The organism is Caldicellulosiruptor bescii DSM 6725 (genome assembly GCF_000022325.1).
GTDB lineage: Bacteria > Bacillota > Thermoanaerobacteria > Caldicellulosiruptorales > Caldicellulosiruptoraceae > Caldicellulosiruptor > Caldicellulosiruptor bescii.
Genome location: NC_012034.1, coordinates 420,739 through 447,500, shown reverse-complemented (window position 1 = coordinate 447,500; position 26,762 = coordinate 420,739). Strand labels below are relative to the sequence as shown.

At 34.3% G+C, this 26,762-nt stretch carries 24 protein-coding genes, 2 pseudogenes and 1 riboswitch (1 of these 27 running past the window's edge); of the genes and pseudogenes, 4 read left to right on the top strand and 22 right to left on the bottom strand.

Features of this window, described 5'->3' with window-relative positions; genetic code table 11:
* From ATHE_RS01915 to yajC, 4 genes are all read right to left on the bottom strand, one after another.
* Nucleotides 1-552, bottom strand: partial view of a hypothetical protein gene (locus ATHE_RS01915; protein WP_015906993.1) — the 5' portion only. 612 nt of this gene lie to the left of the window's left edge; 552 of the gene's 1,164 nt are visible here — the first part of the coding sequence; it begins with the start codon at nt 550-552; its stop codon lies off the left edge, out of view.
* Nucleotides 553-620: 68 nt separating this feature from the next.
* Complete coding sequence (locus ATHE_RS01910) at nt 621-2,387, bottom strand: phosphoenolpyruvate carboxykinase (GTP) (RefSeq protein ID WP_015906992.1); 1,767 nt, start codon at nt 2,385-2,387, stop codon at nt 621-623.
* A 164-nt stretch (nt 2,388-2,551) separates the two neighbouring features.
* The gene (gene rsmA, locus ATHE_RS01905; RefSeq protein ID WP_041727318.1) at nt 2,552-3,400 is read right to left on the bottom strand and encodes a 16S rRNA (adenine(1518)-N(6)/adenine(1519)-N(6))-dimethyltransferase RsmA; all 849 of its coding nucleotides are present in this window, start codon (nt 3,398-3,400) and stop codon (nt 2,552-2,554) included.
* Between the two features lie 78 nt (nt 3,401-3,478).
* Nucleotides 3,479-3,844, bottom strand: coding sequence for a preprotein translocase subunit YajC (gene yajC, locus ATHE_RS01900; protein ID WP_015906990.1), 366 nt, complete (start codon nt 3,842-3,844; stop codon nt 3,479-3,481).
* 119 nt (nt 3,845-3,963) lie between these two features.
* Here yajC and ATHE_RS01895 point away from each other — a divergent pair, with 119 nt between their 5' ends.
* Complete coding sequence (locus tag ATHE_RS01895; protein ID WP_015906989.1) at nt 3,964-4,959, top strand: radical SAM protein; 996 nt, start codon at nt 3,964-3,966, stop codon at nt 4,957-4,959.
* 211 nt (nt 4,960-5,170) lie between these two features.
* Here ATHE_RS01895 and ATHE_RS01890 read toward each other — a convergent pair whose 3' ends face one another.
* From ATHE_RS01890 to ATHE_RS01875, 4 genes are read right to left on the bottom strand one after another with little or no spacing between them, the layout of a single operon-like run.
* Nucleotides 5,171-6,382, bottom strand: a complete 1,212-nt coding sequence (locus ATHE_RS01890; RefSeq protein ID WP_015906988.1) for a glycosyltransferase family 39 protein — start codon at nt 6,380-6,382, stop codon at nt 5,171-5,173.
* 17 nt (nt 6,383-6,399) lie between these two features.
* Entirely contained in the window at nt 6,400-6,831 is a 432-nt protein-coding gene (locus ATHE_RS01885; protein WP_015906987.1) for a GtrA family protein, read from the bottom strand.
* Complete coding sequence (locus ATHE_RS01880) at nt 6,824-7,771, bottom strand: glycosyltransferase family 2 protein (RefSeq protein ID WP_015906986.1); 948 nt, start codon at nt 7,769-7,771, stop codon at nt 6,824-6,826. Before ATHE_RS01880 ends, ATHE_RS01885 begins: the two co-directional genes overlap by 8 nt.
* A gap of 6 nt (nt 7,772-7,777) precedes the next feature.
* Nucleotides 7,778-9,088 (bottom strand): glycosyltransferase family 39 protein, encoded by a 1,311-nt coding sequence (locus ATHE_RS01875; RefSeq protein WP_041727023.1) that lies wholly within the window; start codon nt 9,086-9,088, stop codon nt 7,778-7,780.
* 726 nt (nt 9,089-9,814) lie between these two features.
* On the opposite strand from ATHE_RS01875, the gene ATHE_RS01870 reads away from it, so the two are divergent.
* The gene (locus ATHE_RS01870) at nt 9,815-10,816 is read left to right on the top strand and encodes a hypothetical protein (protein ID WP_231503238.1); all 1,002 of its coding nucleotides are present in this window, start codon (nt 9,815-9,817) and stop codon (nt 10,814-10,816) included.
* 241 nt (nt 10,817-11,057) lie between these two features.
* Nucleotides 11,058-12,527, top strand: coding sequence for a glycosyltransferase family 39 protein (locus tag ATHE_RS01865; RefSeq protein WP_231503237.1), 1,470 nt, complete (start codon nt 11,058-11,060; stop codon nt 12,525-12,527).
* A 6-nt stretch (nt 12,528-12,533) separates the two neighbouring features.
* On the opposite strand, the gene tgt is transcribed toward ATHE_RS01865, so the two are convergent.
* Complete coding sequence (gene tgt / locus ATHE_RS01860; RefSeq protein WP_015906981.1) at nt 12,534-13,607, bottom strand: tRNA guanosine(34) transglycosylase Tgt; 1,074 nt, start codon at nt 13,605-13,607, stop codon at nt 12,534-12,536.
* A gap of 54 nt (nt 13,608-13,661) precedes the next feature.
* A complete protein-coding gene (gene thiD / locus ATHE_RS01855) occupies nt 13,662-14,441 on the bottom strand; it encodes a bifunctional hydroxymethylpyrimidine kinase/phosphomethylpyrimidine kinase (RefSeq protein WP_015906980.1) in 780 nt (259 codons plus the stop codon).
* 68 nt (nt 14,442-14,509) lie between these two features.
* On the opposite strand from thiD, the pseudogene ATHE_RS14190 reads away from it, so the two are divergent.
* Nucleotides 14,510-15,372, top strand: a pseudogene (locus ATHE_RS14190) (transposase); the annotation flags it as partial.
* 648 nt (nt 15,373-16,020) lie between these two features.
* Here ATHE_RS14190 and ATHE_RS01840 read toward each other — a convergent pair.
* From ATHE_RS01840 to ATHE_RS01780, 12 genes and pseudogenes are all read right to left on the bottom strand, one after another.
* Nucleotides 16,021-16,377 (bottom strand): hypothetical protein, encoded by a 357-nt coding sequence (locus ATHE_RS01840; protein ID WP_143287547.1) that lies wholly within the window; start codon nt 16,375-16,377, stop codon nt 16,021-16,023.
* A gap of 61 nt (nt 16,378-16,438) precedes the next feature.
* Nucleotides 16,439-16,711, bottom strand: coding sequence for a hypothetical protein (locus ATHE_RS01835; RefSeq protein ID WP_015906977.1), 273 nt, complete (start codon nt 16,709-16,711; stop codon nt 16,439-16,441).
* A 68-nt stretch (nt 16,712-16,779) separates the two neighbouring features.
* Nucleotides 16,780-17,577, bottom strand: a complete 798-nt coding sequence (locus tag ATHE_RS01830; protein WP_015906976.1) for a hypothetical protein — start codon at nt 17,575-17,577, stop codon at nt 16,780-16,782.
* A 41-nt stretch (nt 17,578-17,618) separates the two neighbouring features.
* On the bottom strand, nt 17,619-18,875 hold the full coding sequence (locus ATHE_RS14070) for a hypothetical protein (RefSeq protein WP_015906975.1): 1,257 nt from the start codon (nt 18,873-18,875) through the stop codon (nt 17,619-17,621).
* A 387-nt stretch (nt 18,876-19,262) separates the two neighbouring features.
* A pseudogene (locus tag ATHE_RS01815) lies at nt 19,263-20,528 on the bottom strand (IS1634 family transposase).
* Between the two features lie 217 nt (nt 20,529-20,745).
* Nucleotides 20,746-22,008: a phosphomethylpyrimidine synthase ThiC gene (gene thiC, locus ATHE_RS01810; protein ID WP_015906974.1), complete on the bottom strand. Its 1,263-nt coding sequence runs from the start codon at nt 22,006-22,008 to the stop codon at nt 20,746-20,748.
* Nucleotides 22,009-22,014: 6 nt separating this feature from the next.
* Nucleotides 22,015-22,680, bottom strand: coding sequence for a thiamine phosphate synthase (gene thiE, locus ATHE_RS01805; RefSeq protein WP_179121856.1), 666 nt, complete (start codon nt 22,678-22,680; stop codon nt 22,015-22,017).
* On the bottom strand, nt 22,667-23,278 hold the full coding sequence (gene thiF / locus ATHE_RS01800; RefSeq protein ID WP_015906972.1) for a sulfur carrier protein ThiS adenylyltransferase ThiF: 612 nt from the start codon (nt 23,276-23,278) through the stop codon (nt 22,667-22,669). Before thiF ends, thiE begins: the two co-directional genes overlap by 14 nt.
* Nucleotides 23,275-24,384: a 2-iminoacetate synthase ThiH gene (thiH, locus tag ATHE_RS01795; RefSeq protein WP_015906971.1), complete on the bottom strand. Its 1,110-nt coding sequence runs from the start codon at nt 24,382-24,384 to the stop codon at nt 23,275-23,277. The genes thiF and thiH overlap by 4 nt, the downstream gene beginning before the upstream one ends.
* Nucleotides 24,385-24,424: 40 nt before the next feature.
* Nucleotides 24,425-25,189 carry a thiazole synthase gene (locus ATHE_RS01790; RefSeq protein ID WP_015906970.1) on the bottom strand — a complete coding sequence of 255 codons (765 nt, stop codon included), beginning with the start codon at nt 25,187-25,189 and terminating at the stop codon, nt 24,425-24,427.
* A 53-nt stretch (nt 25,190-25,242) separates the two neighbouring features.
* Nucleotides 25,243-25,434, bottom strand: coding sequence for a sulfur carrier protein ThiS (thiS, locus tag ATHE_RS01785; RefSeq protein ID WP_015906969.1), 192 nt, complete (start codon nt 25,432-25,434; stop codon nt 25,243-25,245).
* A gap of 127 nt (nt 25,435-25,561) precedes the next feature.
* Nucleotides 25,562-25,694: riboswitch (TPP riboswitch) on the bottom strand.
* A gap of 89 nt (nt 25,695-25,783) precedes the next feature.
* On the bottom strand, nt 25,784-26,758 hold the full coding sequence (locus ATHE_RS01780; protein ID WP_015906968.1) for an Rpn family recombination-promoting nuclease/putative transposase: 975 nt from the start codon (nt 26,756-26,758) through the stop codon (nt 25,784-25,786).
* Nucleotides 26,759-26,762: the final 4 nt, after the last annotated feature.

The following is a 26,762-nucleotide window of genomic DNA, read 5'->3' as shown; positions in this document are numbered from 1 at the left end:
CTGATCTAAGCTTTTGTCATCATCTTTTGACAATGAACTTTCAGTTTTTTCTTCTTTCTCTACTTCCACCTCTTTTTTCTCATCGTGATTATCCATATCTTTTTTATCTCCATTTTTCTTACTTTCACCCTTTTCAAAACTTCTCAGAATATCTCTTTCCATTTCATATAAACTACTATCATCAAAGCTTCCTATCAAAATGAAATTTGGTTCTCCTTTCTTCTCCTTTGCAACAGCAAATCCGAAGAGGTCTGAAAGTTTTAAGCTGCTTTTGAACAAATTAAACCTACTTGTGGAAAGAAACTGGACAATATCCCCTTTTTGTGGCTTTGAAAGTGCAGTCAAAAACACTGGAGAATATCCATCCGATTTTTTCACAACACCCCAAAAAGTCATTTTATCCTCTGTCTCTTCCAATCCCTGGATAACAATTTCAAAGTTAACTGTGTCTACAATTGCCTGAATCTTGACATATCCAAACGGGATTTTTCCTTTCTGTTCAATCCCCTTTAAGATTACAACAAATCTTGTAAACGGCAGATTTTCTATCAAAATAAAAGACCTCCTTCACAACCTTTATATCAGTATATGAAGGAGGCCTTCTGTTAGGTGATTTATTTCTATTTTGAGAGTCTTTGTTTTAGTTTTTCATTCTCCTCAATGAGCTCTCTCGGGAGCCTGTCTCCAAACTGGCTCAAAAACTCTCTTGAATCCTCAGCCTCTTTTAACCACAATTCTTTGTCTATCTCAAGAAGTTTTTCTACCGTCTGTTTGTCTATATCAAGACCATCTAAGTAAAGATCATCAACATATGGCACATAACCAATTGGAGTCTCTTTTGCCGAAACTTTTCCTTCGCACCTTTCAATTATCCATTTCAGAACCCTCAAATTTTCGCCAAATCCCGGCCAGATAAACTTGCCATTTTCGTCTTGTCTAAACCAGTTTACATGGAAAATCTTGGGCGGGTTTGGAATCTTCTTGCCCATCTCAAGCCAGTGCGCAAAATAGTCTGCCATGTTATAGCCACAGAACGGAAGCATTGCCATCGGGTCGCGACGAACAACGCCAACCTTGCCCATTGCAGCAGCAGTTGTTTCAGATGCCATTGTAGCACCAACATATACACCATGCTGCCAGTCAAATGCTTCATACACAAGTGGAGCGACCTTTGCACGTCTGCCGCCAAATATTATTGCCGAAATGGGTACGCCCTTTGGATTTTCCCACTCCTTTGAAATTGATGGGCACTGGCTGGCTGGTGCTGTAAATCTTGCGTTCGGATGCGCACCCTTTTCGCCACTGTCTTTTGTCCATGGTCTTCCAAGCCAGTCAATACCTCGCTCTGGTGGCTCTCCGTCCATGCCTTCCCACCAAACTGTTCCATCTTCTTTTAAAAGAACATTTGTATATATGGTATTTCTCTTTATGGTCTCCATGGCATTTGGATTTGTCTTATAACTTGTGCCAGGTGCAACTCCAAAAAACCCTGCTTCAGGATTGATAGCCCACAATCTTCCATCCTCGCCAATCCTCATCCATGCAATGTCATCCCCCACAGTCCACACCTTGTAGCCCAGCTTTTTAAGAGGCTCTGGAGGAATGAGCATAGCTAAGTTTGTCTTACCACATGCGCTTGGGAACGCACCTGCAATATATGTTACCTTGCCACTCGGGTCCTCAATTCCAACAATGAGCATGTGCTCTGCAAGCCAGCCTTCTTTCCTGCCCAGATAGCTTGCAATTCTGAGCGCAAAACACTTCTTTGATAGAATGACATTTCCACCATAACCTGAGTTTACGCTCATGATAGTGTTATCCTGTGGGAAGTGGCAGATGTATCTTTTCTCTGGGTCAAGTGTTGCTTTTGAGTGAAGCCCTTTTACAAAGTCCGGAGAATTTCCAAGATGCTTTAGCGCAACGTCACCAATCCTTGCCATGATTCTGAGGTTCAAAACAACATATATGCTGTCTGTAAGCTCAATGCCCACTTTTGAATATGGTGAGCCAACAGGTCCCATCAAATATGGCACAACATACATTGTTCTTCCCTTCATGGACCCGTCAAAAAGTGAGTAGAGCATCTTGTAAGCTTCGTTTGGGTCCATCCAGTTATTAGTCGGACCTGCCTCTTCTTTTGTTGGTGTGCAGATAAACGTTCTGTCTTCAACCCTTGCAACATCGCTCGGATGAGTTCTGTGAAGATAACATCCAGGAAGCTTTTCTTGGTTGAGCTCCATAAGTTCTCCTGACTCAAGAGCTTCTTTTATAAGCCTTTGTTTTTCTTTCTCTGAACCATCTATCCAGACAATCTTGTCTGGCTTTGTGATTTTTGCCATCTCATCAATCCATTCATACACTGAGGGATGCAAGTTCACCTTTACCACCTTTTCTCCACCACCTTGCAAGTTTTGTTTATGAGAATTGCAATTTGTATTATATTATACCTCATTAATGTCGAAATTGTCAAAAATAAAATAGCATTTTTAAGAATAAATGAAACTTAACTGCGCACCAAGTTGCATTTATTACCAGGTATTAAGAGCACCTTTTAACTTTTAAAAAATTCCTCTTCAAAGCATTGGTAAAGTCTTATATAGTCATCCAATGATAAATCCTCTGCTCTTAAATTTTCATCAAGTCCAGCCATGAGGATAATCTTTTTTAGCTCATCTTTTGCAATATCAAGTTGATTTGAAAGCGCATTTAGAATTGTCTTTCGGCGGGTTGAAAAACATGCATGGACTATTTTAAAAAACTTCTTTTCATCAACATTTGGCTCTTCAACTTTGAACCTTGCTCTCAAGACCGCAGAGTCAACCTCTGGTTTTGGATAAAAAACATTTTTGCTAACATAAAAGTAATCCTCTATCTCACAGTAAAAGTTCATTGCAACTGTGAGATTTCCATACTCTTTTGTTCCTGGTTTTGCCAAAAGCCTTTGCGCAACCTCTTTTTGAACCATGATTGTAAACTTCTCTATACACTCTCTTTCTTCAAAAAGCTTGAATAGTATCTGCGATGTGACATAATATGGCAGGTTGCCAACAACATATACCTTGTTACCATTTGTTAAATTTTTAACATTAAGTTCAAGAAAGTCACTATTTACTATTTGGACATTTGGAAGGTTCTGGCAAACATCTTTTAAGACATTCAATATCTTTTTGTCAATTTCAACTGCAACTACCTTCTGCGCGGTTTTTGCCAAATAAACTGTAAGTGTTCCAGGGCCTGCACCTATCTCAATAACTTCTTTTCCTTCCGTCTGGGAAAATAAAATGATTTTTCTTACCACATTTTCATCAACCAAAAAGTTCTGCCCAAGCTTTTTATTTGGAGAAAGTCCATATTTTTCAAGAAGACTTAAAAGCTCGGTTTTTGTGATGGCTAGATTCACTCCTTTTCTTAAAGTTGCTGATAACATTTAAAAATAAATGGCTCTGAAGACCTTAAGCCCTCAGAACCATTTCTATTTTTAATCTTTTGGTTCAGCCTTTTTCAAAACCTCTTTGACTGCCCACTTGTAAATCTTGAGCTTTACCCTGTCTGCCCCAACTTCAATTGTTAAAATATCATCTTTGATATTTACAATTTTGCCTATAATTCCGGCATTTGTTACTATTTCGTCCCCAACAATCAAAGAATTAATCATTTCTCTGAACTGTTTTTCTCTTCTTCTCTGTGGAACAATTATGAGAAGATAGAGAACAACAAACATCAATATCAGAGGTATGAACTGTGCAAGCAGAGCAAGTGCTGTTGCTCCTGCTGGTGCCTGCTGCTGAGAGTTTTGATTGCCTGTTGCATACGCAATTTCAAATAAAAGACTACTCAAGCTCATAAACTTTTTATCCCCCTGCCACATTTGATTTTTCAGATTAAAATTATGCATAATAATATTATAACAGTTATCAAAAAATAGGCAAGAACTTTTGAAAAACTAAAAGGAGGCTATTAAAATTGGAAAAATTTGTTGAAAAACTTAAAATTGAAAGACTTTTTTCGGGTGGTGTCATCACAAACTACTACTGTTCTTCTGCCTGTAAACACTGTCTTTACAACAGCTCTCCATCCTGGAAAAAAGAGTATATGACAGAGGAGATGGCAGACAAAGTATTCAAGACCTTAAAAAACTTTGGGGTTTTCTCGGTTCACATAGGCGGTGGAGAGCCTTTTTTGAATTTTGAAGGTCTTAAAAAGGTTGTAGAGAAGGCAAATGAAAATGGAGTGTACATAGAGTACATTGAGACAAACGCATCATGGGTTGAAAATGAAAAAAAGGCAAAGCAAAAGCTTAAAGATCTAAAAAGCCTTGGAATAGAAACTATTTTGGTATCAATCAGTCCATTTCACAACGAATACATTCCACTCAAAAAAGTGTTAAAGCTAATAAATCTTTTAAAAGAAGTTGGGATTGAAATCTTCCCATGGATAGAAGGTTTTTTGCCTGAGATTAAGAGATTTGATATCGAAAAAACACATCCCTTTTCAGAGTACATAGCTACCTTTGGAGAAAACTATGTAAAATCGCTACCTTTGCGCTATTACCTTACATTAAATGGAAGGGCAATAAAAACTTTTGAAGAGTTCTTTCCTAAAAAGAGTATTGAGGAAATACTCGAAAACTCATCTCCCTGCCATGAATTAAATAGCAAGACTCATTTTCATATGGACCTTTTTGGAAATTTTATCCCAAACCCATGTGTGGGATTCAAAATTTCCATTGACGATTTGGGAAAAGATCTTGATTGCAAAAAGTATTTCTTTGTAAATATGCTCTACACAAAAGGTATTCATGAGCTCATCAGGTTTGCTCAAGAAAACTTCGGATATGAAGCGAAAAAAGGTTACCTTCATAAGTGCAGCCTGTGTTTTGATATAAGAAGGTTTTTGGTATTAGAAAAAAACGTAGAGGCATTTGACCTTGGACCAAGAGAGTTTTATGAACAGTATTAAAATCTTTTCAATTTCTCTCTCAGCCACTTTATTCCTTGGCCGCTTAACAAAAAGAGTGTGAAAATTGCAGGGTAGTGATAACGAGGTTGAACTTCTAAAAATATGTGTAATACAACATAGCTAAGGAATATAAGATTTAAAAAAGAAAAATTTCTTTGTTGGCATTTTTTTTAGATGAGAGAATCCCTAAAATGATGTAAATCAAAATTGCTTAGTAGTATAGCTGAGAGAACATATAGAAAATGGTTGGATGAATTTTTACAAGATTAACAAAATATGTGGTTTTGTAAACTTTAAAAGTACTCCAAAAATACCCAAAGCTATCATCGCCCCAGATAATAGCATGTTTGCGAGGAAGAATAGCAATAAATTTTTTTGTTTCTTTTTTAAGTCTCTCTAACCCTATTTTCATAACCTCACCGTGCATCTTTTGAAAATCATAAGCATATTTTTTAACAAACAAAGAATGTTTAGGATTGTTCATACCATATGTTGTATAGTCTGTACCAATCATGAGATTAAGCCCCATTGATGTTTTCCACACAGGAATGCCTGTGAGACAAAAAATTAGATATCCTACTGTATAGAATGTAATAACGTATGAAATTATACTTAAGATAGCACTTTTCAAGATTTTAAAATCTTTACAAAGAGCTTTTAGTGCAAACAAGAAAACCATCGCAATTATGATCACAACAGCAACAGGTCTTATATGATTTGAAATTGCCACAAGGACTCCTGCAAATATGCCAAAAATGGCTTTTTTCTCTTTTATTGCCCTTAACAAAAAATACAGCCCCAGCACAAAAAACACAATAAATGGGTGTTCAGACGCCAAAACTGAATTATACATTATCTGCGATGGCCAAAAGGCATACAAAATTGCTGAATATGTGGCTGCTTCTTTGCCAAAAAGATAGTCAACAGTAAAATATATGATAAGTCCTAAAACTACTGAAAGAAACACATTGAAAAGTTTTCCTACAATTATGCTGCTTCCAAAAATCTTGAAAACAAGTGCCAAAAATAATGAATATCCAAATCTGAACCTAAAGAGTGTAAAAGTCATGTCATACCCTTTTAAAAAGCCTTGAGAAGCTTTTTGGGCATAGGAATAAAAACATAAATAGTCCGAAACTGGCTTTGTTGGCATCAAAAAAATCCATATAAGTCTTGGAGCTGCTATAACAAGAATTAACAAGAGTATAGCGAGTTTTTTGTTTGCCAGTTTTTGAAATATAAAAAGCCAAATATTAAAGATTAAAAAAGCTGACAAAAGAAGAATAACCATCACAACAAAACTTATTTTCTTATGTGTAAGAGCAACTATCCGAAACTGAAATGACAAAACAATGGCTAATCCTAAAAGCACTACAACAATGTATCTAAAAAATGTGTAAAGTCTTCCTACTTTATTTTGCATCTCGATAACCTATCCTTTCAAAATTTGTTAAATACCCAATACTTATACGATAAATAGTTTATCATCTGAGCGCAAAGAGTTGCAAGAACTTTGGCGATTAAAATTGAATTTGATAGGTAGGTTTTTGAAAGTTTTAAGACAACAATTGAAGATCCTAACGAAACAAGGTTTGTAATTACAAATTTTAACAGTTTTGTAATTATTACTTTGCCGGTAGTTTTGTCTTCGAATGTCCACTTTTTGTTCATTATAAAGCTATTTATCATGCCGCTTGTGTATCCAAAAACCTGACTGAGTGAGTAACTGATATGAAAGACAGAATAAAAAAGAAAAAATACTGCAAAGTCAACTGCCGTATTTATAACCCCAACTATCGAAAATTTCACAAGCTGGACTATTTGCTTTTTGTACAAATTTATCTTTTCTACAAAATAGCTAAAATTATTCATCCCCTGCTATCTCCTCAACGAAGTATAAAGGTCTTCTTTTGACCTCTTTATAAATTTTGCCAATATACTCACCAATGAGCCCTAAGGCAACAAGCTGAAGCCCGCCTATAAACCAAATTGAAATTGTAAGCGAAGTCCAGCCTGTGACAGCTTGTCCTCTTAATTTCTGTACTATCGCATATATAAGAATTACAAGACTTAGCAAAAACATCAAAAAACCAGCTGTTGTGATATACTTTATGGGCTTTACCGAAAAAGATGTAATCCCTTCAAAAGCAAAAGAGAGCATTTTCTTGAGCGGATACTTTGTCTTTCCTGCTACTCTTTCTAACCTTTCATAGTAGACAACTGTTGATTTTAAGCCAATTAATGGAATCATACCTCTTAAGAACAAGTTTCTCTCTTCAAACTGCAAAAGATACTGGACTGCTCTTTTACTCATGAGCCTGTAATCAGCATGATTAAAAACAATCTCAACTCCAAATGCCTTCATTAGTTTATAAAAGCCCTCTGCAGTAAACCTTTTGAAAAACGTATCGGTTTTTCTGCTGCTTCTCACTCCATACACAATCTCATAGCCTTCCTTGTACTTTTGTATAAACTCATCAATGACATTGATATCGTCCTGCAAATCTGCATCCAATGTAATTATACAATCAGCAAACTTTACAGCATAGCTCATTCCTGCCATAAGGGCGTTTTGATGCCCACAGTTTCGCGAAAGTTTGACCCCCAAAAATCTCTCATCCTCTGCAGCAGCTTTGATTAGATCCCACGTTCTATCACGGCTTCCATCGTCAACAAAGACAACTTTGCTTTTATCAGAAATTAGCTCTTTTTCAATGAGGCTTTGTAGTTTTTCACCCATCTTTTGAATTGTGAAAGGCAGCATTTCTTCTTCGTTGTAGCATGGGATTACAAAGTATATCTTGGGAAGCATTAACCTTCAACTCCTTTGAATACATTTTAAAAAATTTTTTAAACATTCTAATTTGAAATCTTTCATTCCATATGCTGCAATGGGTAGTAAAAAAATAATTGCAGGATAATGATACCTTGACTGAACTTCTAACAAAAAGTAACTTAAAAAATGTATTAAAAATACCAAAACAGAAATTATTATACTATCTTTTTTCAAGCTAAATAATAAGCCAAATATAATAAAGAAAAGTAGCACTAAATAAAACACTTGCACATATATAATTAAAAATTCTTTTATCAAAGTATTCCGAGACAATTTTAAATTTGCTCTCTGAGTAAAACTCCAATTAATCGAGCAAGTCTCATCACCCCAGAGAATTGCAATCTTTTCTTCTATAAGTTTTAGAAATCCCTTAGGATGTAATTTAATTCTTTCAATAGCAATTTTAAAGCTTTCCTTATGAACTTTTTTGAAATCGTAATTGTATTTACCTAAAATTAAAGCATCTTTATTATTGTACACGTCATGTGATTTCAAGTTAGTACCAACCATAAAATTATAACCTATTGACCATCTCAATGGTACTCCTGTAAGAAACTTTATAACAGCATTCATAATTAGTATAGTAATTATAAAGGATACTAAAATTATAAGATATGTTTTTTCAATAAAACCATTTTTCTTCTTTATTTTAATTATAACAAATCCTGATATAAATAAGACTAATATCAACATTTGAGCAACAGGTCTTATTCTTTGAGCCAATGCAATAAAAATTCCACAAAGTAAAGAAAAAATAATATTTTTAGAAGGTGTGTTATCAATGCTTTCTATAAAAAATAAAACTGCTGTTAGGAAAAATGTTATAAATAAATTCTCTGATGCAATAACAGATGAATACATTATTTGTGCCGGCCATAAAGCATACAAAATTGATACCACATTAGCTGTATGTTTATCATACATTTTAAGTGCAAGAATGTAAATTAATAGTAAATTTATCATAGAAAATAAAATATTTATAAGAGAACCTTTTGTAAATGATGCACCTATTAAAAAATACACCAATCCTAATAACAGCGAAAATCCAACTCTATGAGGAAAAATCAAACATGTTTTATCAAGAGGGCTAAAAATTCCATTTGAAATATTTGTGGCATATTGATGGTAAAACAAAAAGTCAGAACAAGGCATTGGTTTTACAATAAAGTAATATAAAATCCTTAAAATTAAACCTACACAAAACAACATAAATACAAAAGTATCTTTATGTTTATCAATTATGTAAGCAATATATTTTCTTGATTTTACAATAAAGAGAATAAAAAGCCCCATTAATATAGTAAAAACATAAGTTGGGTAATTGGTTATTATTATTGTCCGCTGAAATAAGGCTATAAAAAATAAATATAAAAATATAATTATATTATGCTTCAAATATTAAGCGAAATTGATAATATTTTTTTGTCAAAAATCATTATATCAACTGGTTTTTTATTTAGCCCATTGAACATTTGAGTTATGAAATTAAACTTCATCTTACCACATCCTACATTTTTAATCTTTTTATATTTTGATTAAAACTAAACTATATTTGCTAAATCTCTATTTAACCATTAATGCTTAGTAAAGCACAAGCATTGACAAAAATAGAGTTAGTCTATTTTAAATCTGATTTCATCATTCTATTTTTGTCCTAAAATTATAGTAATTTTAAAACATCCTTGTGTCAAGAAATAAATTAAAGAATATTGCCTTTTTTACATTTATCGTTTCTATAAATTAATATTTTGAGATGTACTTGCAAAAATTTGTTACAAATAGTCAATATCTTGATTAAATTTTTGTTAAATCAAAATATTGTTTTTTTACAATTAAATTAGAAATTTTAGTTAGTTGAGAAAGGAGGAAATAACTGTGTGATTTATCTCAAAAACATATTGTTTTTACTTTATCTTAATACAATAATATACAAACTTATTAATTTAGGAGGTGTTTCCTATAAAAAAATTCTTTATTTTCTTACTAAGTTTACTTACAATAATTACATTTTCTGTAAAGGTGTATGCTGTTATACCTTCTGGTTACACTGCTGTTTCATTTTCAAACGGAGGTAATAATTTTATTTATTCTGATAACCCGGAAAGTTTTGGTGTTACCCCTAATGATCTTTTCTATCTATGGGGTGCTTCTTTAAACACTACGCCCAAAGATGTGGAGATGTACCATATTTTATACAATGGTTGGAACTCAAACAACAAACTTATGGTTGGAATTGCTATTCGTAATTCCAATAACTCACCTGTTACAATTACATTCAAAGGTAGTAGAAATGCATGGGACATCCAAAGCAATCAATCAGCTAATGCATTTGAAAAAACACCAGGTATATTGAGAGATTATTTTAATGCTTCATATACTTCTGTTACAATACCTGCATATTCAACCCAAGTTGTATATGCAATAAACACAAATTTTGTCACTGGTAACTATAAATTTGTATTTATAAGAGCTCAATTTCAATCTTCTTTAAGCTCAAATGTTTGGATGAGATTATTCGTAGCAGGAGAAAATAAAATAAATTCAACAACATTTTTAAATGATTTATTCAACATTTCATCTCCAAATGCGCCTGGTACAACAAACACTTTTACAGGAGAACTTTCGTACACCCAAAAAATTACAACTCTTGATGCTAATGTGAAAACCACTTATAGATTTTGTGAATGGCCACGTCCATTATCAAATATTAACGAATATACAGGTGTTGTAACATATAAGTCCGGTGGATTGGATGTAAACGCAGGAAATTTTGGTGTAGTATATAAAATTAATATAAATAATGCAAATGGAAAAAGAATAAAAATTACACCAGATTGGAGTAATAAAGATCGACAATATGCCACTATCCTTTACAGATTAAATGGAAGTTCTTGGACAGTTGGATCTACTATTAGTTACGGACAATGCTGGTATATCTCTTTAGGAACAAACAATTCCGCAACCTTTGATTTTGTCCTACCTGGTGGTAATTATGGAAACTATGATATTTCATTTGATTAAAAAAGTATATTCCTTTTGCAGGAGGCTATATTTTGTGGCCTCCTGCAAGTCTAAATCGTTGAAATCTTAACAAGATTGTGCTAAAATATTTAAAGCGTGGAACTCAAACAAATTTATTTAACATACGGTGAAGGGAGACGTTATAAATAATGAAAAATAATAAGCAAACCATGGTTAATTTTAATTTTAGAAGGTTTTTTTATGTTTTTTGTATTCAATAATCACAATTTTTGTGGTTTTTGTGTTTGAAAAAGTTTTTATTGTTGGTTATCTAGATTATGTTTTACCGACTAGAATCCCAAAAATTTTGTCGCGTGCAATTTTATTTTTATTTGTTATTACTATCAGCATATTTCTCATATTTCTAAACCTAAAGAAAATTATTATCGAAAAGTTCAATGAAAAACACATTATTTTTTTCCTTTTTGCTATTTCGATAACTCTCCCTTTAGTATTAGCTTTTTCAATTAAAGTCGAACCTAAATCTGATTTCTTAACATATTATCTCATAGCAAGACACTTAGTTTATGGTAAAATATTTATTCCAAATTACATAGCAACATTTCCTCACACAATCATGTTTCCTATTTTTTTATCATTTATTTTTTATATTTTTGGTCCATCAATTTTAGTAGCTCAATTAACAGGTATACTATTGTCTGCAATGTCAGTTATTTTGGTTTTTCTTATTGGAAAAGAAGCTGGGAAAAAACGATTGGGATTTATAGCTGCTCTAATGTGGTCTTTAATGCCATCAAGAATATTTTATTCTTTATTAATATGCACAGAAAACCTATTTAATATTGTAGCATTGTTTACGATACTTTTGTTTTTTAGAAATCTAAGAACTTCCAGAAGTGTAAAAATTAAATATTTCAATCTGGCTCTTATTGGTATTTTGCTGGCCTGGTTAAGTAGTATCAGACCAAATGGAATTATCATTTTAATTGCACTGACATTATTTTATATCGTATTTTCCAAAGAAACTAACAATAATTTCCTTAAAAAGGATACAAATAATATACATTTTTCGAAATTTATTACCGTTTCTATAATATTGGCAAATTATCTTCTTGCATCTTTTTCTCTAAACATTATGACTGAATCAATAATTAACCAAAAGATTGCCTCAACCCGAATAGGTTGGAATTTGTATGTTGGTATGAACATATCTTCTCATGGGCAGTGGAATAAAAACGATTCAAAACTATTCGGAAAACTTATAAAAGAAATTGGCCCTGATCAAGCTCAAAAAGCATTTTTTAACCTTGGTCTTAAACGACTTCAAACTCTTATAAAAGAGAAAAAAATAATAAGTTTTATTTTTGATAAAATAATAACAATGTGGCATGCAGACCATGAAGCATATGATTATGTTTCGGGTGCGCTATTACAAAATACAGCTGAAAAGCTAATTTTTACCAAGAACAATAAAACAATTAAACTTTTCTTTGATATATATTATTACATCATTCTATTTACTGCTCTTTTAGGATTAATTTGGGAAATTAAAAACTGTAGTTTTCCAAATTCAATAATTATTACAGGTTCTTTTATAATTTTAGGTACAATTTTATTACATATCCCTTTCGAAGCAGCATTAAGATATAAAAACCATGCTTTGTCATGGTTTTGTTTTATTTCAGCAAATGGAATAATTACAATTTCGGAAAAAATCGCAAAATCACATAAGTCCCATGTAAATAATTAGCAAAACTTATATCCTATCCTCTTCAATATCCTTTCTCAGCTTTTCCATGAACCTGAGCAAAAACCTTACATTGTGGATAGAAAGCAAAATTGCACCAAGGATTTCCTCAGATTTAATCAAGTGCCTCAAGTAAGCGCGGGTAAAGTTCTGGCATGTATAACAATCACAGTCCTCTTCAATAGGTCTAAAGTCCTTTGCATACTGCGCATTTTTTATAATCATCCTACCTTCTTTGGTAAAGACTGTGCCGTTTCTTGCAGTGCGGGTTGCAAACACGCAGTCAAACATGTCAACACCGCGAATGACAGATTCATACAAGCAGTCTGGTGTTCCAACACCCATGAGGTATCGTGGCCTGTCCTCTGGCAAAATTGGGTGAAGTACCTCTATCATCTCATACATGAGCTCTTTTGGCTCGCCAACAGAAAGTCCTCCTATTGCATAGCCGGGAAGGTCTTCTTCAACTGTGCGCTTTGCACTCTCTATTCTCAAGTCCTTATAAGTTGAGCCCTGCACTATCCCAAACAGTGCCTGATTTTCTGTGTTTTTGTGATGAGCTTTGCATCTTTTGAGCCATCTTGCTGTTCTCTCTAAAGCCCACTTTGCATACTCATGGTCACAAGGGTATGGCACACACTCATCAAATGCCATTATTATATCTGCGCCAAGGATATTCTGAATCTCAATCACCTTTTCAGGTGTGAAAAAGTGCCGAGAACCATCTATGTGCGACCTGAACTCAACACCGTCGTCTGTGATTGTTCGAAGCCTGCTGAGTGAAAACACTTGAAACCCACCACTGTCAGTTAAAATTGGTTTTTGCCAGTTCATGAACCTGTGAAGTCCACCTGCTTCTTTTATAACATCTATTCCAGGTCGAAGATACAAATGGTACGTGTTTGCCAGAATTATTTGAGCTCCCATCTCATACAGGTCTCTGTGCATTATAGCCTTGACTGTTGCCTGAGTGCCAACTGGCATGAAAACCGGTGTTTCAATCACTCCGTGTGGTGTGTAGAGTCTTCCTCGTCTTGCATTGGATTTCTTGCTCTTTTTAATTAGCTCAAACTTTATTGCCACTTTTTCCTTGCCCCTTCCTGTAAAAATCCTTCGAAATATTTATAATGAAAAAACCTATGGGTTTAAAATGAGCTTTCCATTTCCGATTTTTGTAGACTTATATATTAGGTTTGAAACATACTCTTTGGTGCTTATCAAGGCATCATACATATTATATCCCTTTGCAAGGAAAGTGGCAAATGCAGTCGAAAATGCACAGCCAGTCCCGTGAATGTTATCTGTTGAGCCTTGTTTTTTTGCATGTACTTTAAAAATTCCACTTTGAGTTATCAAAACATCCTCTGCAAGCTTGCCATCAAGATGACCGCCTTTTAGGATGCATGATTTTATTCCCATTTTCTTCATTCTTTCTTGAACGCAGCTTAGAACATCTTCATCAAAATTTTTAATTTCCACATCAAAAATGACTTCTGCCTCATTTTTGTTGGGTGTTATTACATCACAAGCTTTGAAAAACTCATATTTTAAAAATTCTATAAACTCACTTTTACAAAACTCAAAACCGCTTGTGGATTTCAAAACCGGGTCACACACTATGTTTTTAAGATTATACCTTTTTAAGTTTCTCAGCACAACAACTGCTATCTCAGAACTTCCTAAAAGTCCAATCTTGACACTATCTGGTTTTATATCTTCAACCACTTTTTGAAGCTGATACTCAAAAAAATGAGGGTCTATGGGTTTTAAGTCATAGACCCTTTGAGTATCCTGGACTGTCAAAGATGTTACTACAGATGTTGCATAACTATTCAACGCCCTCACAACTTTTACGTCAAGCAAAACGCCTGCACCACCTGATGGGTCAAACCCGGCAATTATGAGCACTTTTTTCATCTTTCTACTTTCATCTCCTTTTTAAAAAAACATGCCACAGTTTTATAAAACAGCTTCGCTAAAAGTAAAACTTGCTCGATTGCTTTATGTTATCAGAAAGAACTGTTTACCTTGCTAAAAACGAAAACGACAAAGGCAATGGCTTCTATGAAAGAAAACTTGCAACACCTGCTATGTAGTTTGAAATTTCTGTCCCCCGCAGACGCCCTTAGAATTTCCGACCTTCTATTCTCTTCTTTCCGCTACAAAAGAGTTGATAGCTTATCTACTTCCCTGCTTATGTCGCAAGTACATCAATGGTTACTCTTGAGCGTTCTCTTGTCCAAACTCTTAAAAGCATGAATTTGCCTTATTCTGAAGACGAAATCGAAAAAATCAAAAACGATCTAAAAAACGAGCTTCAACTCTTTAAACAAAGAGAACTTCCTGAAAGTACTTTTGCTCTCATCATTGACGGTTATTCAAAAGCGAAATTAAAGATAACTCAAAAGTTAAACAAGCTACTTGCTATGTTGTCCTCGGTATTGATTTAGAAGGCAAAAAAGATATCTTCGTATTCTGCTCTTTCTGCAGTTTTAAAGTTTAAAGAACTTTGTAATCAATATTCCTCAAAATACCCCAGATTCTTAAAGGGTATTTGCGAAAAAGCCGAATTTTATCTTGCACATATGAAGTATCCTGAAGATTTAAGAAAGCATATCTATACTTACCTGTGCAGTAGAAAGTGTTAACAGTATAATTGAAAAAATAAGAATAAACTCAGGCGGTTATTTTCAATCTGTAGAAATTTTAGAAATAAACATTTACTTACAAAGAGAAAACTTGCATCGTGGCAAGTGGAAAAACGGAATACCTATTCTTAAAAAATGCAGTTACAATATATTACAGCTCTACAATATGCGCTATTGATGTGGAAACACAAAATTCTTGACAAGTCTCCCCATCAGGTTTGTACCAGAGTATACTGCTTTGATGAAAACCCAAAACATCTTTATACTCAATCCTCACACATACCTTCTTGTCTTTTTTTGAAAAAGCTCTTTTATAAATTAACTCCCCATTTTCAATTGTGTCATTGCAAAAACCAAAGTCCTTAACAAATATGCTTGGTTTAAAATCATATGTTAAGATTTCTCCATCAGCATTTATAGCGATGCAGGAAAATATTTGTCCATCTTCAGTTGGAATGGTAAAAGGAGCTGCCCAGTCTATTAGCCTGATGTTGTCGTCAATGACAAAGATGTATTTGTAAACATCAGAATGAGTCAAATCTAACTCACAGACAAAACTATCATTTTCTCTTACCATTGGAATATATTTTTTCCCTGTTTTCTCAGAAGTAATTTCTAAAAAGACTTTTTGAGCTTCTAAAAATTTGCATTCAAATCTATATTTCATATATCATAACCCCTCTTTGCTACTCTTTTGGTAATGCATCAATAGTTTTATTCTCTTTCATCTCACTTTTTTTGCTTTCAACTTTCTTTGAAGTTTGAATACCATTTTTTATTTTATCACTATTGATCTTCCTCTTGCTATAAGTTCTCTTCTTTTGCTGTTTCTCCTTCGGTGGTTCATATTAATCAGCAAATTGGGGATATTTAATTATCAGGTAATATTTGTAAATCTTATAACCAGCAAATGCAATTATATATGACATAATAACACAGCAAAACTCCATTGCAATGTATACTGCATGTTGACTGAGATAATTCCCTAAAATCTTTGCAATTGTCATTCCTGTAACTCCTGACACTGAAATAAACGATGCCGCAAACCCAAGTATTCTCTTACCCAGCTTGCTCTTCCAAAACTTTGACTTCTCCCACCTGTATCCTCTCAGCAGCTTTGGAATATAAACTTTGAATATATACCACAAAAGAGCAATGTAAATTGCAACAAACAAAAATGATAAAATATACAGGTGTGCTTGCACACCTTGTATATTCAACCGCACCTATCAGCAAAAACAGGGAAAAATATAAGTACAATATCTCCTAGCACAATCTGCCTTTGCCTTTGTAGGGGTTTATATAAATATAAATTGCTAACAGAATTAAAAAAATTGTTACCACTGCATAGCTCTCCAGAATATTAATCTGGTTATTTGGGTTATTGCGAATTAACATAGGAGGCAAAACTGCTAATAAATTAAATAAAGAAACAAATATTAAGGTAATCCATGTATTTTCTCTAAAATATTCATGGTCTTCTGTAAAACCACCAATCTCCCGTATAAATTTTCTGATATAAAATTCTTCTGTTGTCATTTTTTGTCGCTTCCTCTCCCAATTAAAAGTCGAACAAAAACTTTTTCTTTAATTTGTTATAACGCTAATTATTTATTTTTATTCTCTAATTCTTTTGCTGAATATTGTAATTTCTTTGATCTTTCTACTTTTGCATTTCTTGTTTTTCGACTCTTCATTTTCGGAGGTTCGCAATAGAAATAAAACTGGGGATATTTGGTTATCAAGTAATATTTATAACCATACTGAATCCCGAACAAACATAAATATGATAGAATGCTCTCACAAAAGGAAATTGCAATGTATACACCCCACTGGCTCAAAAAATTACCAATAACCTTACCAAAATACATGCCAAGAACACCTGCAACAGAAGAAACTGATATGGCAATACCAGTTATTTTCCTGCCTAATTTGCTTTTATAAAATTTCGAATTATACCATCTGAATCCTTTTAGCATTTTTGGAATTAAAACCATAAATATATACAACAGCAGAGCAATGTAGATAGAAAAAAATAAAAATGCAAGAATATACAGGTGTGCAAGTACACCTGTATATAAAAGTGCAATTGCTTCTAAAGATATTGAAAATAGTAAATAAAACATACCTATAAAAAGCACTATTTCTTTTTGCCTTTTATAAGGATTTGAATAAATATAAATTGCAAATAAAACCAATAAAATAAAAATTCCCACACAACTCCAAAAAATAATCTTTGTTACTAAACTTTTATCTACTAACATAGCTAATGTAGCAGGAAGTATGCAAAAAATTGCATATCCCATAAAATCCCACGGCATATTACTTTTAAATCTTTCTGGATGTTCTAAGGGGTGTACAATCTCCTTTATATATTTTAAAGCATAAAATTCTTCGTTTGTCATAATCATGCCACCTCTTTCAGATATACTATATTTAAACTTCTTTAGTAAGCTATATGATCAAATGCTTTTTTAGTTATTTGCTTGACAGCATCCTTCAAGGATTTTCCATTTACTTCAAAAGATTCAGTAAAAAAAGTATAACCTAAACCTACGACCACTGCTCCTACAGCCGTACCAATAGGTCCAAAAGCACTACCAGCTATTGCTCCCGCCCAAGCAGAAGCCGTCACATTACCAGCACCAAATGCAACATCAACAACTGCATCAGCTGCTACCTTTGTCGGCTCTGCTTTGCTCTTTATATCCTTATATACATCAATCCCCGCATCAAAAGCTATACCTGCTATTGCAATCTTCCCTGCTATACTTTTTACGTTAAATGCTTCTTTTACAGCAGTTCTTTTATCAACAAACTTGAATACCTCTGGATATTTCTCTGCATTCTTATACGCATACCTCGTTCCTTTTATCCCTTCTTTTAAAGCAGATTCAGTTCTCGCACCTTTTATTATAGCATATTTCTTATCAGCTGTAACTTTTATTGTAAAACCATCTTTTTTATATGCTTTTGTGTATTTTACAATATCTTTTGCGGCAAATGCATTACCCAATGCGTTTCCAGGTGATTTAGTAGGATTGTAAGGACTCATGTCAATGCTCAAAGTGTTAGAACTTTTACTATTTGCAGAAGTATTGCTGCTTTTTGAACTGGTATTTTTTGTTATTACATATGTCCCACTTTTATTTTTTTGTTCAGGAACTTTATGAGTTGAAGTACTATTAAGGTGAGGATTTGTTTTATTGTTGCTCTTTTCAGCATTTATAAATTGCTGAACTTTTTGCTTTACATTTTCGGCAGTTTGTTTTAAATCTTTTTTAAGATTATTAATACTTTGAGTTAGTACTTTTGCTGCTGAAGAAACTTTTTGCTCTACACTTTTAATTGTAGTACTGATAGTTTTAGATGCAGAAGATACAAAGTTATTAACATTATTTTGAGCTTTTCTGGCAGTTTCTGAAATATCCTTTTTTATGTTTGAAATAAACCCAAAAAGTTCATTACTGCTTGTACTTGAGTTATGAGTCTTGCTGTTTGCAGAAGATTTTTGAGAGGAAGCAGAGGAAATGTTTGAAAATGTAACCTTGTAAGGCTGTGTTAAATGTGAAGATGCCTTTTTACTTACAAGCCAATTATTTGATAAAGATTGAGTAGAAACTTTGCTATTGTAATTGGGAGAATTAAAATGATTGTAGTTGTTTTTAACCAAATGATAATTTGTATTAATTTTAGCACCCATACCCCTCACTCCTTGTTTTTATGATTTTTGGATTGATTATATATTATCAAAAAAAAAAAAAGCAATATAGAATTTGCATGAATATTTATAAGCGAATTTGTATAAATTTGTGAAATACTCAAAAATAAATTTTCAAATAAAAATTGCCGCAATTTCAATTATTATATGTAACTTAAATCACCAGCTGCTCTTTACATCTAACTCAATAATTGGGATTGATTTTTAATATTAAAAAAGACCCTCCTTAAAGCTTTTTAAAAGCCTGGAAGGGTCTTTTTTAAAGCTATTCATTATTTCATTATAAACTCTTGACTTTGTCAGTTTGAAACTCAAAAACCTTGGGAGGACTGGGATTGACAAAATTTGGACCTCAATTTTGTCACTACATCATTTGTTAATGCCAATAAATCCTAAACCTTCCTCATATGTCATGAAATTTTTTGCACCTTTATCTTCATCACATTCAGGATGTCTATAGCTCCTCCTCCTGTCCTTTGCTTTATCAAATATTTCTTCCCTTTTATCTCTATTTCAATAAAATTCATTGAATCTATCGCTTCCATTATCCTTTCACTACTTATTCCCTTACCTTTTTTCCTCAAAATATATCCCAATGTCCTCTGTAACAAAAATGCCAAAAAACATATCACAAAATGTCCTTTTATTCTGCTTTCTGTAAAGTGATATATCGATCGTACTTCCAAACAGCTTTTCATTATTCTGAATGACTGTTCTATCTTCCATAAATCGTGATATGCCCCTAAAACTTCTCCTACATCCATATCCTTTTTGCTCGTCTGTATTGCATAATAACCGTCAAACTTCTCATCTTTTTTTATCGCTTCCTCATCCAATTCATATTCTTCTGTCTTTGATTTCTTCTTCAAATATCTCCTCGCACCTTTCTTCTCTAAGGCTGTTATTCTTCCTTTGTTCTCTAAAAGTTCTTTGGCTTTTGATACAAGTCTTTCCCTATCTTCTTTGTCTTTTCTTGCTCTCTTGCTTGAATACGTTATTATTAAATTCTCTTCTATATTTAAACTCTTTACCCTCACTCTCAAAATATATTGTCGTCACGTCATAAGAAACTATATCAACCACCATCTTAAATAAATCCCTATTTCTCTGATACAGGTATGTCTCTAAATCCTCTTTTATACTGTCAAGAAAATCTAAACACCTGTATAACTGATTTAAATCTATATCCTCTTCAAATCCAAAATATCTATTCTTCTCATGATAAGTTCTCAGTTTGCTCATAGATTCTATCAATCTCTGTATTGTCATCAAAAAACTTACTTTGTCTGCATCAAATTTTATCTTTCGCCCCCTTGTTGCTCTCTCTTTTAAAAATTTATCTATTTCAAGTTCTTCCCATAACTTTCTGAATACAATGTACCCCCAATTTTTTATAACTGCATCCGATACATCCTCTTCAGATTCAATAGTAACAGCTTCTGTATTGTCAGTAGTTGTTCTTTCAACAATATCAGATAGTTTTTTTACAATGTTTCTAAAAGCAGCATCATTTTTGAGGAGATCAAGTCTACCAAAATTGAATAGCACTCTTTGCTTAACCTTGCCATTTTCACGATAGTTTTCGACTAATCTAACATACTGGTAACCGCCAGCATTAGTTATTTTGACAAACATATGGTAGCTCCTCAAAGGTATTTTAAGTAATTGTACCACAATATATTCAAAATGTCAAGTATTAGTAATACATTTCAGACTCTAATCTGCCACTACATTTTTAAAATTTTTTTATTTTTCTATTCTCAAAACCCGCATAAATTTAGACTTTGTTATTTTTTGTTAGCTCAAACACTTCTCCTAACTGACAAGGTCAAGAAAAAACATGCCACAGCTTTTATAAAACAGCTTCATCCCTTGAATTTTTTACAGCGCAGAGTCTTCCACACATTGAACATGTATCAGATGTGAAACTGCTTCTGTACTCTCTTGCCTTCTCAGGGTCAACCGAAAGGCTTATCATCTTTTCCCAGTCAAGGTCTCTTCTTGCTACTGACATCTCAATATCCTTTTCAAGCGGCTTTTTGAACCCTTTTGCTATATTTGCACTGTGCGCTGCAATTTTGAACGCAACAATTCCTTCTTTGACATCCTCTAAAGATGGAAGCCTCAAATGTTCAGCAGGTGTCACATAGCACAGAAAATCTGCTCCATTTAAAGCTGCAATGAGCGCCCCCATCGCACCTGAGATATGGTCATAGCCAGCTGCAATGTCTGTCGTAAGAGGCCCCAAGACATAAAACGGTGCGCCGTGGCAAAGCCTCTTTTGAATTACCATGTTTGCTGCAATCTCATTTGCTCTCATGTGCCCTGGCCCTTCTATCATCACCTGCACATCTTCTTTCCAAGCCATTTTTGTAAGCTCGCCAAGGTTTATAAGTTCTTCTATCTGCAGCGCGTCTGTTGCATCAGCCACCGCACCTGGTCTTAGACTATCGCCAAGGCTGATTGTAACATCATGTTTTTTGCATATCTTCAAAATCTCATCAAAATGCTCATACAAAGGATTTTCTTTTCGGTTTGCCATCATCCATTTATAAAGAAGTGCTCCGCCTCTTGAGACAATCTTGAGCAGACGCTCATTTTTTTCAAACCTCTCCAAAGTCCTTCTTGTAATTCCTGCATGGATTGTGAAAAAGTCAACTCCTTCTTCTGCCTGCCTTTCAATCTCTTCTATAAACTCTTTACTGTCAATCTTTGTGATGTCGTCGTGCCTTGATGCAACCTGGTAAACTGGAACTGTTCCTACTATAAAGTCATAGTTTTGAAGAATGTATTTTCTAAAGTTTGAAGCATCAAGCCCGCTCGATAAATCCATCACAGATTCAACATCAAATTTTTTGGCAAGTTCAAGCTTTTGGCGCTCTAAATCAAAGTTTGGACATGCCTCTGACACACCAAGATTAACATTTATCTTGACATATGTTCCATCGCCAATGGCAAAATATTTGTCTCTTTTTCTATTCTTATTCGCAGGAATTACAATTTTGCCCTCTGCAACCTTTTGCAAAAACTCTTCTTTATCTATCTCCTCATTTTTTATGGCAAGCTCCATCTCTCTTGTAAATATCCCTTGTTTTGCTAAGCTCATTTGAGTCATTTTCACTCAGCTCCTTTCAAAACTTTTCAAAATCTTAAAAAGGCTTTCTATCTTTTTGCGAATATCATCTGCACCCACAATCTCTGTAACAGCACAGATACACCTTGCACCACTTGCCAAGACCTCTTTTAAATTGTGCTCTTTAATCCCACCTATTGCAACAAAAGGTAAAGGGGAGTTTTCAGCTGCCCATTTTACCATTTCAAGCCCAATTGGTGGATGTGGATTGTCTTTCGTAAAGCTTGCAAAGACCGGTCCCAAACCCACATAGTCAGCACCATCTTCCTTGGCTTTCAAAACTTGATCCTTTGTGTGTGTGGTAACACCGATTATAAATTTGTCACCCAAGAGTTTTCTCACCTCATCTGCTGGTAAGTCTTCTTGCCCCAAATGAACACCGTCTGCACCTACCATCTGGCAAAGGTCTGCATGGTCGTTGACAATTAAGAGTGCCTCATAATCTTCTGTGAGCTTTCTTATTTCAAGACACTCTTTGTACTTTTCTTTCAAAGACTTGTATTTTTCCCTGTACTGAATGATTTTTATGCCGCTGTCAAGCATAACCTTTACAACTTCAATGTTAGACCTTCCGTTTGAAAACTTTTCGGCTGTCATCCCATAGATGGTATATGTTGAAAATAGCTTTAATTTTCCCTCTTTAGTCAAACTCAAGCTCGCTCACCATCCTCAAAACCTCATCAGCCTGCATTGCAGCAACTGCAACCACTTTTGGAGCAAGAGGTTTTTTCTCTTTTATTGATGTTACAAAGTCACCTATAATCGAAAAGTTCTTGCCACGTTTGATTTTAATGTTTTCACAGTCGCCAAACCCTGCAATTCCTGATGCTAAGACAACCTTTTTTCCATGCTCGTGTGCTTTTCTGAAAATCAAAACCTTAGTAAGTTCATTGTCAACAGCTTCAACAATGATGTCATGTTCCAAAATCAAGTTATCTATGTTCGACTCATCAACCTTCATATTCACAGCCTTTACACTAACATAAGGATTTATCTTTGAAAGAATGTCTTTGAGTGCAGAGGTTTTGTCCTCACCTGCTTGATAAAAGAAATAGTTTTGCCTGTTGAGGTTTGAAATGTCCACTTTGTCAAAATCGATTATTGTGAGATTTTTGACACCGCATCTAACCAACAACACTGCAATGTTAGAACCAAGACCACCACAGCCAATAATAAGGATTTTGACCTTTGAGAGTTTTTCAAGCATTTTTTCATCAAAATAGTTTCTTAGCATAAGGTCAAATAAGCTCATAAACTTCCAACACCCCTTACCCAGTTAGTAAACTCGGGTCTCAGTCCCTTTTTTATTATACTCTCTACAACCTCAGCAACAGTTCTTCTATCTTCAACCTCAAACTGGGCATCTTTTTCTTCCTGTGTTGCATATCCGCCGACAGTTGTTTTAGAACCTGCCGACATCTTTGTTATGCACACATCAATGAGTGCATCACGAAGGCGCGCATCTTCTCTTGTGGATATCACAATTCCAACTCTTGGAAGATAAATCCTTGCAACAATCAAAAATTTTATAAATTCCTTGTCAGAAACAGAAAATATTGGAACAAAATCTAAGCCTGCGGATCTTACGCGCGGGAATGAAACTGAAATTTCTGCTTTGGGAAATCTGTCAAGAAGATACTCTGCATAAAGCAAAGTACAAAGCACATCTTTTTTGGGATGAGACAGCCCTAAAAGCGGTCCCACGCACGCTTCATGAAACCCGGCAGATAGGGCTCTTTCAACAGCAGTGAGCCTAAACTCAAAATCCCTTTTTGGTCCAAAAGGATGTAGCTTCTCATAATCTTCTTTTTGATATGTCTCCTGATATATGGTTATTCCCACAACACCAGCGTTTGCAAGACTTCTATATTCTTCTTCAAAAAGAGGATAAACCTCAATCGAAACTTCTGACATATATTCTGTTGCTATTTTGCAGGCCTGTTTAATATAGTCAACTGGAGAGTATATTCTATCCTCTCCTGTGAGGATTATAACAGAGTCGATACCCTCTTCTTTCATACTTCTTAGCTCATTTTCAATTTCATCAAGCTCAAGTTTTTCTCTTTTATAATTTTTCCTGCAAGAAAATCCGCAATAAACACATCCGTTTTGACAGTAGTTTGAGATATACAGCGGCGCATACAAGAGGATGACCTTGCCAAAGTTTTCTCTTGTGAGCTTTTTAGCTTTGCTTGCCATGAGAAGGATTGAGTTTTTGTCTTCTACATTCAAAAGTTTTGCTACATCTTCAATATTTACAACTTCTTTTTCTAAGATTTCACATACCTCATCATAAGTGGGAACATAATCTTTAAACTCTTCCCAAACTTTTTCAGCTTTTCTTATAAACTCTGTCATCTTTGCTTAGCACCTTCTTTTTTTGTTTGAAATATATATTTTAGCCTGTTATAAAATCTTCCAAAGGTGATGATGCCTGAGCATACTCATATTCTTTCAAAAGCCCAACCTCAAAAGCAAGCCTTCCTGCCTCAACAGCTTTAGAAAATGCTATTGCCATTTTCACGGGGTCTGAAGATGTTGCAATTGCTGTGTTGATAAGCACAGCATCAGCTCCCATCTCCATAGCCTTTGCTGCATGAGATGGCCTTCCTATCCCTGCATCAATTATCACAGGGATTTTTATCTCGTTTATGATAGGCTTTAAAAGCACTTCACATCCTATACCTTTGTTTGTCCCAATTGGTGAGCCAAGCGGCATGACAGCTTCAACACCAATTAGCTCAAGCTCCTTTGCAAGGTTTAGATCTGGATATATATACGGGAAGACCTTGAACCCTTCTTTTACCAGAATCTCGCAGGCTTTCAAAGTCTCAATACTGTCCGGGAAAAGATACTTTGTGTCCTTTTCAATCTCAACCTTTACCCAGTTGGAATTTGTAAGTTCTCTTCCTATCATTGCAATCTTTACAGCCTCTTTATGGTCCTGCGCACCTGAAGTGTTTACCATAATTATTGCATCCTTAGGGATATATTCTAACACATTTTTTGTATGCTTTGTGTTAGGTCCAATTCTTCTGACAGCTACAGCAAAAACTTCTACCCCTGCCTCATAGTACATTTTTTCAACAAGTGAGTAGTCAGGAAGCTTTCCTGTTCCAACAAAAAGTCTTGATTTGAGGATCTTGCCACCTATCTCGAACATATCAATCGTCTCCTTTCTGCGTATAGTTTTTAAACTTGCAAAACTTGAAGTTTTTATCCACCGCCTACAAAGCTGACAATTTCAACATAATCTCCGTCTTTGAGCAAGAAGTTTTCCCACATCTCCTTTTTCACAATTTCGCCATTGACTAAAACTGCACAGACTTGAGGATTTAAATTAAGACTTAACAAAAGCTCAAGCACATTCCCACAAAACTCCATCTCTTTGTCATTTACCCTTAACAAAACTTTCACCTCCATTAAAACAAGAAGCTGCCTTTACCGGCAGCTCTTTGAACTTTTTGTGTAAATTTTGGTCCATCTTTTATAAAACAAAAAGCCTTTAATGCCGGACTATTTTGCATTAAAGGCCTTGAAATCTTTGCTTTCCCTTCGCCGGCATTACCCGGATCAGGTTCAAAGGGTCAAGGCACGGGGTTTTTATGTTTTATTGAGTGCCTACTCTCAGCCGAGCTTTGCCCCGCTCAGCTCCCCCTTAAAACCACTTTATTTAATTTTTCATTTTTTAGTATAGCACTTTGGAATACATTGTGCAAGAAATTTTGTGTATAAAGTTTCTCAAGTCGTCTAAGCTTTAGTTAATCTGCTCGCGTGCTATTTTTTCAATCTCCTCAATACTAAGGTTCGTTGCCTTAGAGATGACCTCATACGAAATTCCTAACTGAATCATTCTTTTTGCTGTCTCTATCCTCTCTTGCTGGATACCTTGTTGAATACCTTGTTGAATACCTTGTTGGACGCCTGCCAAAAATTCTTTTGTTTTTGTCTCATCCAAAAGCCTTGCCACATTTGACACAAACTCACCCATCAGCTCCACCCCCTCTTGTCTTACCTTCATTACAAGCTTGTCATATTCTTTCTTTTGTTCATTCCCTAATCTTGGTCTTATAACATGCTGGGACCATAGCAAAAACCTCTCAATATTGTTAAAACTTAGCTTCTTTAAGCTTTGTTCAATTTCTTGTAACCTGCGAACTAATTCATTGCTGTCATTTCTTACCTGTTCTAAATAAAAAATTATTGGTGTTAAAACATCTTCCTCTTGCAAGTAATTTTTGATATCAATTTGAGCAATATCTACAACCTTGTACTTGAAAATATCATTTTTAAAAATATCAAATGCCCCAATTATATCGGTAGACACTTCCCACCTTCTATCAAGCCCATTATAAACAACAATAGGAATAATAGCCGGCAGTTTTTCAACACCATTTCTTATTTCTTCTGCCCATATGGAAATCATATACCGCAATAATCGTTCTGGCATATCTTTTGCTACTGTTGATTGGTTTTCTATCAATATATAAAAATATACATCTCTGTCTTTTAGCCTTGCTTTTGCCACAACATCTGCCTCTACTTGAGAAAATTCCTTTGTAATGTAATTTGTCTTTTTTATTTCAATTGAGCTTTCACGTATTTCGTTCGCCCAACTATAGTTTATGATTTTGCTCAACAAAAGATAAATATCCTTAGGATTTTCAAAAAGAAGTTTAAAAGTAGAATCATGCTCTTTTGCAGGAAGTTTTTCCTTGTTTTCATTGTCCATTTAA

What these genes read in the sequence shown, in the direction of transcription:
- thiC (WP_015906974.1), bottom strand. Translation starts at nt 22,008, where the DNA reads ATGACTCAAATGAGCTTAGCAAAACAAGGGATATTTACAAGAGAGATG.
- ATHE_RS14070 (WP_015906975.1), bottom strand. Translation starts at nt 18,875, where the DNA reads ATGGGTGCTAAAATTAATACAAATTATCATTTGGTTAAAAACAACTAC.
- ATHE_RS01835 (WP_015906977.1), bottom strand. Translation starts at nt 16,711, where the DNA reads ATGACAACAGAAGAATTTTATATCAGAAAATTTATACGGGAGATTGGT.
- ATHE_RS01780 (WP_015906968.1), bottom strand. Translation starts at nt 26,758, where the DNA reads ATGGACAATGAAAACAAGGAAAAACTTCCTGCAAAAGAGCATGATTCT.
- ATHE_RS01875 (WP_041727023.1), bottom strand. Translation starts at nt 9,088, where the DNA reads ATGGGGCTTTTTATTCTCTTTATTGTAAAATCAAGAAAATATATTGCT.
- ATHE_RS01790 (WP_015906970.1), bottom strand. Translation starts at nt 25,189, where the DNA reads ATGTTCGAGATAGGTGGCAAGATCCTCAAATCAAGACTTTTTGTTGGA.
- thiD (WP_015906980.1), bottom strand. Translation starts at nt 14,441, where the DNA reads ATGAAAAAAGTGCTCATAATTGCCGGGTTTGACCCATCAGGTGGTGCA.
- thiH (WP_015906971.1), bottom strand. Translation starts at nt 24,384, where the DNA reads ATGACAGAGTTTATAAGAAAAGCTGAAAAAGTTTGGGAAGAGTTTAAA.
- thiF (WP_015906972.1), bottom strand. Translation starts at nt 23,278, where the DNA reads ATGAGCTTATTTGACCTTATGCTAAGAAACTATTTTGATGAAAAAATG.
- ATHE_RS01885 (WP_015906987.1), bottom strand. Translation starts at nt 6,831, where the DNA reads ATGAATAATTTTAGCTATTTTGTAGAAAAGATAAATTTGTACAAAAAG.
- ATHE_RS01890 (WP_015906988.1), bottom strand. Translation starts at nt 6,382, where the DNA reads ATGCAAAATAAAGTAGGAAGACTTTACACATTTTTTAGATACATTGTT.
- ATHE_RS01880 (WP_015906986.1), bottom strand. Translation starts at nt 7,771, where the DNA reads ATGCTTCCCAAGATATACTTTGTAATCCCATGCTACAACGAAGAAGAA.
- yajC (WP_015906990.1), bottom strand. Translation starts at nt 3,844, where the DNA reads ATGAGCTTGAGTAGTCTTTTATTTGAAATTGCGTATGCAACAGGCAAT.
- ATHE_RS01830 (WP_015906976.1), bottom strand. Translation starts at nt 17,577, where the DNA reads ATGACAAACGAAGAATTTTATGCTTTAAAATATATAAAGGAGATTGTA.